Origin of the sequence: Dactylosporangium sp. CA-152071 (assembly GCF_050936335.1) — a bacterium.
In the GTDB taxonomy this organism is placed as follows: domain Bacteria; phylum Actinomycetota; class Actinomycetes; order Mycobacteriales; family Micromonosporaceae; genus Dactylosporangium; species Dactylosporangium maewongense.
The window spans coordinates 3,587,704-3,601,725 of the sequence record NZ_JBNJMZ010000002.1; the positions used below are offsets into that span (position 1 = coordinate 3,587,704).

General features: G+C 73.5%; 12 protein-coding genes. 6 read left to right on the forward strand and 6 right to left on the reverse strand.

From position 1 onward, the window contains the following. The first annotated feature begins 133 nt into the window (after positions 1-133). Complete coding sequence (locus ACQEVZ_RS56115) at positions 134-1,294, forward strand: acyl-CoA dehydrogenase family protein (RefSeq protein ID WP_344502339.1); 1,161 nt, start codon at positions 134-136, stop codon at positions 1,292-1,294. Between the two features lie 9 nt (positions 1,295-1,303). Continuing rightward, positions 1,304-2,152: a sugar phosphate isomerase/epimerase family protein gene (locus ACQEVZ_RS56120; protein WP_344502074.1), complete on the forward strand. Its 849-nt coding sequence runs from the start codon at positions 1,304-1,306 to the stop codon at positions 2,150-2,152. A 24-nt stretch (positions 2,153-2,176) separates the two neighbouring features. Here the strand turns inward: ACQEVZ_RS56120 and ACQEVZ_RS56125 are convergent, their stop codons facing one another. The 4 genes from ACQEVZ_RS56125 to ACQEVZ_RS56140 form a co-directional block, all read right to left on the reverse strand. Beyond that, a complete protein-coding gene (locus ACQEVZ_RS56125; protein ID WP_433384291.1) occupies positions 2,177-2,551 on the reverse strand; it encodes a CoA transferase in 375 nt (124 codons plus the stop codon). A gap of 23 nt (positions 2,552-2,574) precedes the next feature. Further along, positions 2,575-3,420: an FAS1-like dehydratase domain-containing protein gene (locus ACQEVZ_RS56130; RefSeq protein ID WP_433384294.1), complete on the reverse strand. Its 846-nt coding sequence runs from the start codon at positions 3,418-3,420 to the stop codon at positions 2,575-2,577. A 66-nt stretch (positions 3,421-3,486) separates the two neighbouring features. Further along, entirely contained in the window at positions 3,487-5,115 is a 1,629-nt protein-coding gene (locus ACQEVZ_RS56135; protein ID WP_433384297.1) for an AMP-binding protein, read from the reverse strand. Positions 5,116-5,160: 45 nt separating this feature from the next. Next, positions 5,161-5,913, reverse strand: a complete 753-nt coding sequence (locus tag ACQEVZ_RS56140) for an SDR family NAD(P)-dependent oxidoreductase (RefSeq protein WP_344502071.1) — start codon at positions 5,911-5,913, stop codon at positions 5,161-5,163. Positions 5,914-6,095: 182 nt separating this feature from the next. Here ACQEVZ_RS56140 and ACQEVZ_RS56145 point away from each other — a divergent pair, with 182 nt between their 5' ends. From ACQEVZ_RS56145 to ACQEVZ_RS56160, 4 genes are read left to right on the forward strand one after another with little or no spacing between them, the layout of a single operon-like run. Beyond that, complete coding sequence (locus ACQEVZ_RS56145) at positions 6,096-7,280, forward strand: CaiB/BaiF CoA transferase family protein (protein WP_433384300.1); 1,185 nt, start codon at positions 6,096-6,098, stop codon at positions 7,278-7,280. Continuing rightward, positions 7,277-8,278 (forward strand): NADPH:quinone oxidoreductase family protein, encoded by a 1,002-nt coding sequence (locus ACQEVZ_RS56150; RefSeq protein WP_433384303.1) that lies wholly within the window; start codon positions 7,277-7,279, stop codon positions 8,276-8,278. The genes ACQEVZ_RS56145 and ACQEVZ_RS56150 overlap by 4 nt, the downstream gene beginning before the upstream one ends. 26 nt (positions 8,279-8,304) lie before the next feature. Then, positions 8,305-10,404, forward strand: coding sequence for an acetate--CoA ligase family protein (locus tag ACQEVZ_RS56155; RefSeq protein WP_433384306.1), 2,100 nt, complete (start codon positions 8,305-8,307; stop codon positions 10,402-10,404). Beyond that, positions 10,404-12,353 carry an FAD-dependent oxidoreductase gene (locus tag ACQEVZ_RS56160; protein WP_433384309.1) on the forward strand — a complete coding sequence of 650 codons (1,950 nt, stop codon included), beginning with the start codon at positions 10,404-10,406 and terminating at the stop codon, positions 12,351-12,353. Before ACQEVZ_RS56155 ends, ACQEVZ_RS56160 begins: the two co-directional genes overlap by 1 nt. Positions 12,354-12,410: 57 nt before the next feature. Here ACQEVZ_RS56160 and ACQEVZ_RS56165 read toward each other — a convergent pair whose 3' ends face one another. After that, a complete protein-coding gene (locus ACQEVZ_RS56165) occupies positions 12,411-13,244 on the reverse strand; it encodes an ABC transporter permease (RefSeq protein ID WP_344502066.1) in 834 nt (277 codons plus the stop codon). Continuing rightward, the gene (locus tag ACQEVZ_RS56170; RefSeq protein ID WP_433384312.1) at positions 13,241-14,017 is read right to left on the reverse strand and encodes an ABC transporter ATP-binding protein; all 777 of its coding nucleotides are present in this window, start codon (positions 14,015-14,017) and stop codon (positions 13,241-13,243) included. The genes ACQEVZ_RS56165 and ACQEVZ_RS56170 overlap by 4 nt, the downstream gene beginning before the upstream one ends. Between the last annotated feature and the right edge of the window lie 5 nt (positions 14,018-14,022).

Below are 14,022 nucleotides of genomic sequence, written 5' to 3' on the forward strand. Positions count from 1 at the left end.
GTACGGTCGCAGCATCGTCGGCTGGGCTCCCCACATCGTCCCGCGCCCGGGCGTTCCCAAGGCGTCGACCGGACGGTATGCTACGTATCATAATCATGAATTGCCAAGTTGGGGAGGTCGCCACGTGGTCGACATGTTGAGCGCCGAAGCCGAGCGGGACATCCGCGAGGGCGTGCGGGCGGTCCTGAAGGACTTCCCGGACGAGTACTGGATGCGCAAGGACAGCGACCACGAGTTCGCCTGGGACTTCTACCACGCGATGGCGAAGGCGGGCTGGCTCGGCATCTGCACCCCGGCCGAGTACGGCGGCGGCGGCGCCGGCGTGCAGGAGGCGGCGCTGCTCATCGAGGAGGTAGCCGGCAACGGCGGCGGTCTCAACGCGGCGACGATGGTCCAGGTGGCGCTCTTCGGGCTGGAGCCGGTCGTCAAGTACGGCAGCGACGCGCAGCGGCAGCGCTTCCTTCCCGCGGCGGCGGCCGGAGAGCTGCAGGTCTGCTTCGGGGTCACCGAGCCCGACGCCGGCACCGACACGACGAGCATCACGACGTTCGCCAAGAAGGTCGACGGCGGCTACCTGGTGAACGGCCGCAAGATCTTCATCTCCCGCGCGGAGCAGGCCGACCGCGTGCTGCTCATCACCCGTACCACGCCCAAGAAGGACGTCGAGAAGTCGACGCAGGGCATGACGCTCTTCCTCGCGCCGATGGACCGTGCACACATCGACGTCCAGCCGATCCCGAAGCTGGGGCGCAACGTCGTGTCCACGAACACGCTCTTCATCGACGACCTGTTCGTGCCCGAGGAGGACCGCATCGGCGAGGAGGGCCAGGGCTTCAAGTACCTGCTGGCCGGCCTCAACGCCGAGCGCATCATCGTCGCCTCGGTCTGCCTCGGCATCGGCCGCGCCGCGCTGCGCCGCGCGGTGGAGTACACGAAGCAGCGGGTGGTGTTCGGCCGTCCCATCGGGATGAACCAGGGCGTGCAGTTCCCCCTCGCCGACTCGCTCGCCAAGCTCGACGCGGCCGAGCTGCTGATCCGCAAGGCCGCCTGGCTCTACGACAACGGGCTGCCGTGCGCCAAGGAGGCGAACGAGGCCAAGTACCTCACGTCGGAGTGGGCCTTCGAGGCCGCCGACCGGGCCATCCAGGTGCACGGCGGATACGGCTACACGAAGGAGTACCACGTCGAGCGCTACTGGCGGGACGTCCGCATCGAGCGGATCGCGCCGATCGCCAACGAGCTCGTGCTCGCCTACCTGGGCGAAAAGGTGCTCGGCCTGCCCAGGTCGTACTGAGGAGGCCGCGTGCTACGGGAGATCTATCTCTGCGCCTCGATGGTGAATGAGGCGTCCTTCGACGAGCGCCTGGCGGCGGCCTCCGCCGCCGGGTATCACGGCATCGGGCTGCGGCCGGCCCACGTCAAGGAGGACCGCGCCGCGGGCCGCACCGACGCCGACCTGCGGGCCCGGCTGGACGAGCACGGCCTCGAGGTGATCGAGGTCGGCTTCGCGGCCGACTGGTGGGCCGACGGCGAGCAGGGCGCCCGGGCGGTGGCGCACGAGCGGGCACTCTACGAGCTGGCCGAGGCCGTCGGCGCCCGGCACGTCCTGTTCATCACCGGCGCAGTCGACCTGCCCCCCAAACAGGCCCTTGAGATGCTCGCCGAAAGGTTCGCGGCGGTCTGCGACCGAGCCGCCGGGCACGGGCTGAAGGTCGCCCTGGAGTGCCTGCCGTGGACCGGCGTCCCGGACCTCGGCCTCGGCTGGGACCTGGTGCGACAGGCCGGCCGCGGCAACGGCGGCATCGTGCTCGACACCTGGCACCTGCGGCGGGGCGGCACCACCGAGGACATGCTGCGGGCGATCCCGCCCGAGCGGATCCTCACGATCCAGATCAGCGACGGCCGGCACGAGGTCGTCGGCGGCCACCTCGACGACACCTTCCAGCGCCGCGAGCTGCCCGGTGAGGGCGAGTTCGACCTCGCCGGCCTGATGCGCCTGGTCGAGTCGCTGGGCGTCACGGCACCGGTCGGCGTCGAGGTCCTCAGCGACCGGATGCGCGCGCTGCCGGTGCCCGAACGCGCCCGGCTCGGCCTCGAGGCCACCCGCGCCGTGCTCGCCGCCGCCCGCGACGGCGGCAGCGCCGCGCACTGAAGCCGCCGCCCGGCGCCCTTCCTGTCAGGGGCGCCAGGCGGCGACGACGGTGCCGAGATCGGTGGGCGCTGTGTCCCGGGCGGTGCCACGCGGGGCGGCAGGGGTGCGGGCGAAGCGGGGCGACGGAGCCGGCTGGACGACACCGTCGACGGTGACGAACGCGTCGCGGGCCCGGGCCTGCGGGTGGGCGGCGGCCTCGGCGAAGGACAGCACGGGCGAGACGCAGGCGTCGCGGCCCGCGAAGATCTCGACCCACTCGTCGCGGGTGCGCGAGGCGACGCGGCCGGCGATCCGGGCGCGCAGGGCCGGCCACGTGGTCCGGTCGTGCTGGTCGCCCTCGGCGGCCAGGCCCAGCCCGTCGAGCAGGGCCGCGAAGAACTGCGGCTCGATCGCCGCCACGCGGACGCCGCGCAGCGGCCCGCTCAGGACGCGCCCAGCTCGGCGCCGGCGGTCAGGTGCACCGACCCGTCCGGCCGCGTGACCGTCGCGCTGAGGGTCGGGCCGTCCTCGCTGACCACGTAGGAGAGGACGTCGCCCGGCCAGGCCGTCGACTGGAACCGGATCCGCAGGCGGCGGACGGCGGCCGTCCCGGCCCGCTCGGCGATCCGGTTCGCCGCGACGCCGGCGGCGAGCATCCCGACCGCGAAGGGCCCCGGGTAGCCGGCGGCCCGGGCGAAGCCCGGGTCGTGGTGGATCGGGTTGAAGTCGCCCGACGCGCCCTGGTAGCGGACGAAGTCGGTCACGGTGAGCGGCGGCTCGTCGCCCGCGACGGGGGCGGCGGCCGGCGCCGCGGCGGCCGGGCCGGCGGTCGACTCCACGGTGATCGTCACCGTCCGCATGTCGGCGACCGGCTCCGCCTCACCGGCGCGCCAGAACCGGGTCACGACGTCCGTGAACCGCATCGTCCCGCCGCGCCGACCCGCCTTCTCGTAGGTCCGCTCGATGAACTGCCGGGCGGTCAGCACGTCGCCGGCGCGCAGCGGCCCGGCGTGGAAGACGTACTCCTGCTCCCCGTGCAGCACGGAGCGGAAGTCGCGCTCCACGCCGTGCCACGCGCTGTGCTCCGGGGCCATCCACAGCTGCGACGCCGTGAGGAAGGTCAGCGGCGCGAGCGGGTCCTCCGGCCGCAGGTGCTCCTCGCACCGCGACCGGGTCGCCCGGGCGAACTCGTGGACCTTGCCCTCCTCCACCACGAACCGGAACGGGGCGCCGGCCGCCACCGGGTCCTGATCCGTCAGCCGGCCGGAAGAGTTCGACTGGCTCGACATGTCCACCTCCGTTGTGGCCGATCGATGTAGCAGGAGGGCCGCCCGCCGAGCGGCCCTCCTGGTCTCTCAGGCGAGAGCGTCGTACGTGTCCGGGGTGACCCCGGCCTGGCGCAGCACGTTCTTCTGGACCTTCTCCGACGGGGTCCGGGGCAGCGCGTCCACGACCCGGATGAAGCGGGGCACCGCGAACGCCGGCATCCGGCGGGAGGCGAACTCGCGGATCTCGGCGGGGTCGGCCGCGCCGGTGACGACGACGCAGGCGAGCACCTCGTCCTCGCCGGCCTCGACCGGTGCCGGGACCGCGACCACCGCGCACTCGACCACGCCCGGGTGGGCGAGGATCGCCTGCTCCACCTCGTAGCTGGAGATGTTCTCGCCGCGGCGGCGCAGGGCGTCCTTGTACCGGTCGACGAAGTAGTACCACCCGTCCTCGTCGCGCCGCAGCGCGTCACCCGAGTGGAACCACAGGTTGCGCCATGCCTCGACGGTCTTCTCCGGCATGCCGTAGTAGCCGGAGCTGAGGGTCCACGGGTACTTCGACCGCACGACCATCTCGCCGACCTCGCCGACCGGCACCTCCTCGTCGGTCTCCGGGTCGACGAGCTGGATCTCGAACCAGTCCGAGACGAGCAGCCCCGCGGCGCCCGGCGGGCGCTCCACCCCGTACGGCGAGAGGATCGGCATCGACGTCTCGGTGAGGCCGAACACCTCCACGAACGCCTCGACGCCGAACCGCTTGCGGAAGCCGTCGAGGATGCTGCTCGCGGTCGGGGCCGCGAAGATGCACCGCAGCGCGTTGTCGGCGTCGTCCGGCCGCTCCGGCTGCTTCCAGACGAAGTCCATCATGACGCCGAGGAAGTTGGTCACCGTCACGCCGCTCTCGCGCACCCAGTCGATCCACCGGCTGGCGCTGAACTTGCGACGCAGCACGAACCGGGCGCCGGCGACGAGCGCCGGGTAGGCGGCGAGCCACTGCGCGTTGCCGTGGAACAGCGGCGTCGTCACCATGTACACGTCGTCGGCGGTCAGCCGGGTCAGCGCGACGTTCTCGCACGCGTCGAAGTAGAACTGCGAGTGCGGCATCGCGACGCCCTTCGACGGGCCCGTCGTGCCCGACGTGAAGAAGATGGCGCCGAGCTCGCGGCCGCGCGGCACGGGAAGCGTGACGTCGCGGCGCTCCAGGAGGTCGTCGAAGGGGTCCGCCTGCCAGCCGGCGCCGCGCAGGGTGGCCAGCGCCTCGTCCAGGTGGCCGGTGTCGATGACCCAGTAGCGCGTGATGCCCGCGCAGGCGTCGGCGACGTCGACGAAGCGCTGGGCGAACACGTCGTCGATGACCGCGCAGCGCGGGTCGCTCGTGCGCACCTGGTGGGCGAGGAAGTCGTACTCGTACGCCGTGTTGATCGGCACCTCGACGAGCCCGCCGACCATCGACCCGAACCAGGTGAAGACCAGCTTGGAGGAGTTGCCCGCCTGGATGAGCACCCGGTCGCCGACGACGAGCCCCGCGTCGAGCATCGTCGAGGCGACACTCTCACTGATGTCGAGCACCTGGGCGTACGTCCAGGTGCGCCCTTCCTCGGGTGCGTCGAGGTAGACGGCGTCCGGCCGCTCGGCCGCCTGGCCTCGCAGCACGTTGGCAAGTGTCCAGTCGCCCGGATCCTTGATCGGGATCGTCAGGTCGTTGTAGGTGAGCACGCGTCCTCCCTCGTGCGGTTGGGGTGTGGAGGGCCAGGCCCTGTGCTACGGCTGGCCGCCGTCGACGGCCAGCAGTGCGCCGGTGGTGTAGCTGGCGGCGTCGGAGGCGAGGTAGAGGGCCGCGCCGACGATCTCGTGCGGCTCACCGCCCCGCTTCGCGGCGAACGTCTCCGCCCGCCGCGCGAAGGCCTCCATGTCCCACGACCGGCTGATGTCGGTGAGGAACGTGCCGGCGACGATCGCGTTGACCCGCACGGACGGGCCGAAGGCGTGCGCGAACCCGGTGGTCAGCGCGTTCAGCGCGGCCTTCGCGGCGGCGTACGGCAGCAGCCCGGGGCGGGGACGGGTGGCGGCCGCGCTGGAGATGTTGATGACGCTGCCGCCGCGACCGGCGGCCATCCGGGTGCCGACCAGCGCGGTGAGCCGGAACGGGCCCTTGAGGTTGACGTCGAGGACCTTGTCCATCAGCGCCTCGGTGACGTTCTCGACGCCGTCGTAGAGCGGCGACATGCCCGCGTTGTTCACCAGCACGTCGACCTGGCCGAACTCCTCGTAGACCCGGTCGACGAACGGCTCCAGGTCGTCCCACCGGCCGACGTGCACGCCGAGCCCGAGCGCCCGGCGGCCGGTCCGCGCGGAGAGGTCCGCCGCGTAGTCGGCGCACGCCTGGCCGTCGCGGCTGGCGATGACGACGTCGGCGCCGGCGGCGGCGAACGCCTCGACCATCGCCCGCCCGAGACCGCGGCTGCCGCCCGTGACGACGACGACCCGCCCGGTGAGATCGAACTGCTGGTGCATGGTGGACCACCCTCCGTCAGCGGGACACGTATCCGCCGTCGACGGACAGGGCATGACCGGCGACGCCGTCGCGCTGGCTCCTTCGGCGCCACGGGGGCTCGCCCCCGGGTCGATCTATGTATATCATGCGCCTAGTAATTCAGTGAAGGAGCGTGGTCAGGTTGACAGGACCCCTGGCAGGAGTGACGGTTGTCGAGCTCGGGTCGATGTACGCGGCGCCCACCGCGGGCCGCATGCTCCGCGACTTCGGCGCCGACGTCATCAAGGTCGAGGACCCGGCGGCCGGGGACTTCGCGCGGCAATGGCAGCCGGCGCACCTCGGCCAGTCGATCGGCTTCGCGCGGCTCAACTCCGGCAAGCGCTCGGTCGGCGTCGACCTGCGCGCCCCCGAGGGGCGGGAGGTCGTCAAGCGGCTGGTCGCGCACGCCGACGTGCTCATCGAGAACTTCCGCCCGGGCCGCATGGAGGCGTGGGGGCTGGGCTTCGCCGCCCTCCGCGAGATCAACCCGCGGCTCGTGATGTGCCGGGTCAGCGGCTACGGGCAGGACGGCCCGAACCGCGAGCGACCCGGCTTCGGCACGGTGGCGGAGGTCATCGCCGGATACGCGTTCCTCAACGGCTGGCCGGAGACCCCGCCCACCGCCCCGCCGTTCGGCTTCGCCGACTCCATCGCCGGCATCTCCGCCGCCTACGGCACGGCGATGGCGCTGTACCGCCGCGGCATCACCGGCGAGGGCTCCGAGGTCGACATCGCGCTCTACGAACCGCTCATGTTCATGCTCGGCGACGCGGTCCTGCACTACACCGCGTCCGGCGAGATCATGCGCCGGCAGGGCAACTCCTCGGGCGCGGCCTCGCCGCGCGGCATCTACCAGGCGGGCGACGGCGGCTGGCTGGCCATCGCGGCGTCGAACCAGACGATCGCGATGCGCCTGTTCGACGCGATGGGCCGCGCCGACCTCAAGACCGACCCGCGCTACGCGACGAACACCGCGCGGATGACCAACAACGAGAGCCTGCAGAAGATCGTCACGGCGTGGATCCAGGAGCACGGCCGGGACGAGGTGCTGGCGATCCTCGAACGGCACGAGGTCGTCGCGGCGGCGGTCAACGACGCCAGCGACATCGCCGGCGACCCGCACTTCCGCGAGCGCACCCTGCGGCCGCTCACCGGCACCGTCCTCGGCGACGTGGTCGTGCCGGGGCCGATCCTGCACATCGACGGCTACGACGGCCCGGCGTACGCCGGCGTCCCGGGGGTGGGCGAGCACACCCGCGAGGTGCTCCTCGACCGCCTCGGCATGAGCGAGGAGGAGCTGGGGCTGCTGCAGGCCGCGGGCGTCGTGTCGGCACCCGCCGCCGCATGAGCTCCGGGGACCCCGGCGTGCACAGCGTGCGCGCCGTGCGGGTGACCCGCCTCGACGGGCCCGCGGCCCTCGAGGTCGCCACCGTGCCCGCGCCGGTCCGCCCGGAGGGGCACTACCTCGTCGACGTGCACGCGGTCGGCCTCGCCTTCCCCGACCTGCTGCTCAGCCGCGGGCGCTACCAGCTCAAGCCCGACCTGCCGTTCACGCTGGGGGTCGACTTCGCCGGCGTCGTGCGCGAGGCCCCGCCCGGCGCCGGGATCGCCCCCGGCGGCCGGGTCGCCGGCTGGCTGCCCGTCGGCGCCGCCGCCGAGGCCGTCGCGGCGCCGGCGACGCACGTCTTCCCCCTGCCGGACGCCACGTCGTTCGCCGAGGGCGCCTGCCTGCCCCTCAACTACCTCACCGCCCACTACGCGCTCGTCGTGCGCGGCGAGGTCCGGGCCGGGACCCGGGTGCTCGTGCACGGTGCGGCGGGCGGCGTCGGGACGGCGACGGTCCAGGTGGCCAAGTGGCTGGGCGCCGAGGTCGTCGCCGTGGTGTCCAGCCCCGGCCGGGCCGGGACGGCCCGCCGCGCGGGCGCCGACCACGTGGTCGAGGCGTCCGACTTCCTGCGCCAGACCCGCGACGTCACCGGCGGCGCCGGCGTCGACGTGGTCGTCGACACCGTCGGCGGCGACGAGCTCGCGCTCGACTCGGTGCGCTGCCTGGCCCCGCTCGGGCGGCTGCTCGTGCTCGGCTTCGCGTCCGGCTCCATCGGCGCGTTGCGGCTCAACCGCCTGCTGCTCGCCAACATCGACGTGCGCGGGGTCGCGTGGGGGCCGTACACCCGCCTGCACCCCGACTTCCCGGCGGCCCAATGGGCCGCGCTGACCCCCGGCCTCGCCGACGGGTCCCTGCGCCCGCAGATCCACGCCACCTACCCGCTCGACCGGGCGGTTCAGGCCCTCCTCGACATCGAGGAGCGCCGGGCCGCCGGCAAGGTCGTGCTGCTCACCCGCTGACCACCCACACCCCTCCGGAGGACGCCGTGACCGCCGATACCGTCGCTACTGCGAGCCGGCCCGCGCTCGACCTCGCCGGGCTGCTCGCCCCGCGATCCATCGCCGTCGTCGGCGCCTCACCAGGGGTCGACCGGCACCCCGGCCGGGCGATCGCCAACCTGCTGCGCACCGGCTACCCCGGGCGGATCGTCCCGGTGAACCCGAAGTACCAGGAGGTGCTGGGGCTGCCGTGCGTCCCGTCGATCGCCGACGCAGGGCCGGTCGACACCGCGTACGTGCTCGTCGGCGCCGACCGCGTGCTCGACGTCACCCGGCAGTGCGCGGCGGCCGGCGTCGCGCACGTCGTCGTCTGCACGTCCGGCTTCGCCGAGGAGGGCGCGGCCGGCCGGGCGGCGCAGGCCGAGCTGAGCCGGATCGCCCGGTCGACCGGCACCCGGATCGTCGGCCCGAACTGCATCGGCGTGCTCAGCCCCGTCGACGGCGTCATCGCGACGCCGACCCTCAACATCGCCCAGCACCTGCTCCCCGGCTCGGTGACCGTGGTCAGCCAGAGCGGCGGGATGGGCGTCAACGTCGTCAACCTCGCCACGGCCCGGGGCCTCGGGACCCGCGCCCTGATCAGCGTCGGCAACGAGTGCGACGTCGACGTCGCCGACCTCGTCACGGCGCTGGCAGGCGACCCGCACACGTCGGTGATCGCGCTCTTCCTCGAACAGGTGCGGCGGGCGGACGCGTTCGTCGCCGCCGTCCGCGCCGCGCGCGACGCCGGCAAGCACCTCGTGGCCCTCAAGGTCGGCGCGAGCGACGCGGCGGCGCGCTCGTCGCTCGGGCACACCGGCGCGATGACCGGCTCGCACGACGTCTTCCGGACCGTCATGGCCGAGGAGGACGTCCACGTCGTCGACTCCCTCGAAGCGCTCGTCGACGTCGCCGACCTGCTGTCCCGCGGTGTGCTCCCGCGCGGCGACCGCCTGCTCGTCGTGTCCCCCTCCGGCGGCGAGTGCAGCTACGCCGCCGACCGGGCGGAGGCGGCCGGGCTGTCGGCGCCGCCGCTGGACGCCGAACGCACCGACCGGCTACGCCGGCTCATGCGCTTCGGCACGCCCGGCAACCCGCTCGACCTCACCGGCGCCGTCATCGGCGACCCGGCGCTGCTGCGGCGGATGCTCGACGAGGCGACCGCCGGCGACGCGTTCGACGCGGTCCTCGTCGCGCTGCCCACCTGGAGCGCGCACGACGCCGAGCGCCTGCTGCCGGTGATCCTCGACGCGGCCGCGGCGACCCGCGTGCCGACCGTCGTCTCCAGCTGGTCGGCGGGTGCGATGACGGCCACCGTCGAGCGGTTGCTGCGGACGTCGCGGGTGCCGGCGTTCACCGACACGGACGCCGCCCTGCGCGCCCTCGGCGTCGTCGCGCGCCCGCGGCGGCCCCGCCGTCCCGCGCCGCAGCCGGTCGGCACCGCACCGCCGCCGGCATGGGCGGGGGGCGCGCCGACGGAGGACGCCGCCAAACGCTTCCTCGCCGGGCACGGCGTCGCCGTCGCCCGCGAGGTGCTCGTCGCCCCGGGCGGCGACGTGCTCGGCGCGGCCGCCGGGCTGCGCCGGCCGCTCGTCGCGAAGCAGCTCTGCGTCGGGATCGAGCACAAGAGCGACCTCGGGCTCGTGGCCGTCGGCCTGCGCACGGACGACGAGGTGCGGGCGGCCGTCGAGAGCTTCGCCGCGGCCGTCGACACGCACCACCTCCAGCCGCACGGCATCCTGCTCGCGGAGCAGGCGACCGGGGCCGAGGTCATCGTCGGCGGGGTGCGCGACCCCGACTTCGGCCCGATGGTGCTCGTCGGGGCCGGCGGGGTGCTCACCGAGGTGTTCAGCGACCGGGTGCTGGCCCGCTGCCCGGTGACCGCCGACGAGGCGCAGGCCATGCTGCGCGGGCTGCGGATCTGGCCGGTGCTCGACGGCTACCGCGGCGCCCGGCACGACGTCGCCGCCCTCGCCGAGCTGATCTCCCGCGTGTCACACCTGCTCGCCGGCGGCGACTGGATCGCCGCCCTCGACCTCAACCCCGTCATCGTCGGCGCCACCGGCGCCGTCGCCGTCGACGCCGCCGTGCACGTCCGGGAGGTCTGATGGACCTGTTCACACCGATCCGCATCGGCGCGCTCACCGCGCGGAGCCGGGTCGTCATGCCGCCGCACTCCTCGGCGATCGGGAACCTCTGGGGCACCGAGGCGGAGGCCGGGCAGGCGATCGCGTACCTCGCCGAGCGGGCGCGGGCGGGCATCGCCTGGTCGACGATCCCGGGGCGGATCAGCAACGTCCTGGCGCCCGGGTTCGAGCCGTCCGGCATCAGCGCCGTCGTGCACGGGGCATTCCGCGGCGCGAACTACGTCGAGCGGGTGCGCCGGTACAGCGCGGCGATGCACGAGGCGGGCGCGCTGGCCGCCACGCAGCTGACGATGAACGGCGGCTACCCGCACGCCCCGTCGGACCGGTTCGCGACGCCGGTGAACTTCCTCGCCCCGCACGCGATCACGGTGGACGAGCTCGCGCTGCTGCTGGACGAGTACGAGTTCTCGGCCGGGACCGCCCGGCAGGCCGGCATCGACGTGCTCGAACTGCACATGAACCACGAGGACCTGACCCAGCAGTTCCTCTCCCCCAGCACCAACGACCGCACGGACCACTACGGCGGCTCCCTGGAGAACCGCATGCGCCTGCCGATCGAGGTGCTGGAGCGCGCCCGCGCGGCGTTCGGCCGCGACGGCGCGCTCGGCGTGCGGATGAACCTGGCGGTGCCCGGGTCCTACGAGCTGGACGAGGGCGTCGAGATCGCCCGCCGCATCGAGGCGACCGGCCTGGTCGACTACTTCCACATGGTCTACGGCTCGACCTGGGGACACCCGAGCTACATCCAGCCCCACTTCTACGAGCCCGGCACCTGGTCGGGGCTCGCCCGGCGGTACCGGGAGACGCTGTCGGTGCCGGTCGTCTACACGGGGCTGGTCAACAGCCCCCGACTGGCCGCCGAGATCGTCGCGCGGGGCGACGCCGACCTCGTCGGGATGGCCCGGGCCCACGTCGCCGACCCGCAGCTGCTCGTCAAGGCGCGGGCCGGCGAGCACCAGTCGATCCGCCCGTGCGTCGGCGGCAACGACTGCATCAACCGGCGCTACGTCGACGGCCTGCCGTTCGGCTGCGCCGTCAACCCGCACACCGCCCGCGAGGTCGACGGTCCGTGGCCAAACGGCGCACGCGTCGACCGGCCGGTGCTCGTCGTCGGCGGCGGACCGGCCGGGATGGAGCTGGCTGCCCTCGCCGCCGAGGCCGGCGCCGCGGTGACGCTGGTCGAGCGGGCCGACGCGCTCGGCGGGCAGCTGCGCACGGCGGCGCTCGCCCCGTCGTTCGGACGGCTCGGCGAGTACCTCGACTGGCAGGAGCGCCGGCTCGGCTCGCTCGGCGTCCAGGTGCTTCTCGGCACGGCCTTCGGCGCGGCGGACCTCGCCGCGGCGGACCCCGGGGCGGCCCTGGTCGTGGCCACGGGCGCGCGGGAACGCGTGCCCGACCTGCCGGGCGTGCACCTCCCCCACGTCGTCGGGGGCCGGGCGGCCCTGCGCGGCGCACCGGTGGGCCGGCGGGTCGCCGTCGTCGTGCAGGACGACCATCTGGCGCCGCTCGCCGTCGCGGAGGCCCTCGCGCACCGCGGCTGCGAGGTGACGCTGCTCTACTCCACGCACGTGCCCGCCCAGCTCCTCGGCCGCTACATCGTCGGCTCGGTGCTCGGCCGGCTCGACTCGCTCGGCGTCCAGGTGCGGATCATGGAGGAGGTCGTGGCGATCGGGGACGGGGTGGTGCACGTGCGCCACACGTACTCGGGACGCGCCCACGAGCTGACCGGGTTCGACACCGTCGTGCTCGCGTGCGGCGGCACCTCCGAGGCCGGCCTGCACGCGCTGGCACGCGAGCAGGGCCGGGCCGACGTGCACGTGCTCGGCGACGCCTACGCGCCGCGCCGGCTCGTCTTCGCCACGCGGCAGGCCCTGGTCATCGCCCGGCTGCTCGCCGGCCTGGACCGCTGACGGCGAGGCCCCCGAAACGCGAGCGTTTCGGGGGCCTCGCCGGTTTTCCGCCTCGTGTCACATGGCGCTGTTGTTGTTCTTCCACTCCAGCGGCTTCTTCGTCACCCAGCTCATCAGCCGGTCGATGAGGAACCCGGCGATGAGCAGTGTGGCCAGCGCCGCGAAGGTGCCGGCGCTGTTGAACATGCCCGCGTTGCGGGCGACGAGGTAGCCCAGGCCGCTGTCGCCGGCGAGCATCTCGGCCACCACGACACCCACGACGGCCTGCGGCACGGCGAGCTTGAGCGCCGCGACGACCCAGATGAGGGCCGAGGGGAGCCGGACCCGCAGCATGACGTCGATCTCCGAGCCGCCCATGATGCGCACGGAGTTGACCAGCGACGGCCGCACCTCTCGGATGCCGAAGAAGGTGTTGAAGAAGACCAGGAAGAAGACGATCACGGCCGCGGTGAGGACGCCCAGCCCGCTGCCGATGCCCACCCACATGATGAACAGCGGGATGAGCGCGTGCTTCGGCATCGTGTAGAGAGCGGTGATCATCGGCTCGAAGATCTCGGCGAGCGTCTTGGCCTGGCCGAGCACGACACCCACCAGGATGCCGAGCAGGCCGCCGCACAGCAGGCCGAGCCCGGCGCTGCGGAAGGTCGCCGCCGCGTTGGTCAGCAGGGTGCCGTCGGTCACCCAGCCCCACAGCGTCGGCAGGAACTCGGAGGGCCGGCTGATGAGCAGCTCCTGCACGACGCGGCCGGACGCCAGCTCCCACGCGACGAGCACGACGGCGATGACGAGCGCCTGGATGCCGAGCACCATCAGGCGGTGCCGGCGGGCCGAGCGGCGCTGCGTCGCCTTGCGTTTCTGGGCCGGGCGGTTCCCGACGAGCGTGTCGGTCATGACCCGTTGCCTCCTCCGTCAGCGGTGGCCTTCGACCTGGCGTCGAGCAGACCACGGTTGAGCTCCTGCTCGACCCGGGCGAACTCGTCGGTGAACCGCAGCGCGTCGAGGTCTCGCTCGACCCCGAACGGCAGCCGGTACTCCGCCACGATCCCGCCCGGAGGGCCGCCGCCGACGATCAGCACCCGGTCGGAGATCTTCGCCGCCTCGGTGATGTCGTGCGTGACGAACATGACCGTCTGACCGGCGCGCTTGACGGTCTCGCGCAGCTCGATGTGCATCTGGTGACGCATCTGCGCGTCGAGCGCCGCGAACGGCTCGTCCATGAGCAGCAACTTGGGCTCGTAGATCATGCTGCGGGCCAGCAGCGCGCGCCGGCGCATGCCGCCGCTGAGCTGTCCGGGCAGGAGGTTCGCGGCGTGGCCGAGGTCGAGGATCTCCAGGTACCGGCCGACCCGGCGGGCGATCTCGGCCTTGGGCACCTTGCGCATCCGCAGCGGCAGGCCGATGTTCGCCTGCACCGTCTGCCACGGCAGCAGGGTGTCGTCCTGGGTCATGTAGCCGACGTTGCGGTTCACCCCGTTGATCGGCTCCCCCGCGAACCGGACGTGGCCGGCCCGCGGCCGGAGCAGCCCGGCCGCGAGGTTGAGGATCGTCGTCTTGCCGCAGCCGCTCGGCCCGAGCAGCGTGAGGAACTCACCGCGCTCGATGGTGAGGTCGACTCCGTGGAGGATGTCGTCGCGCTCACCGAACCCGATGGCGAGGTCCTGCACCTCGA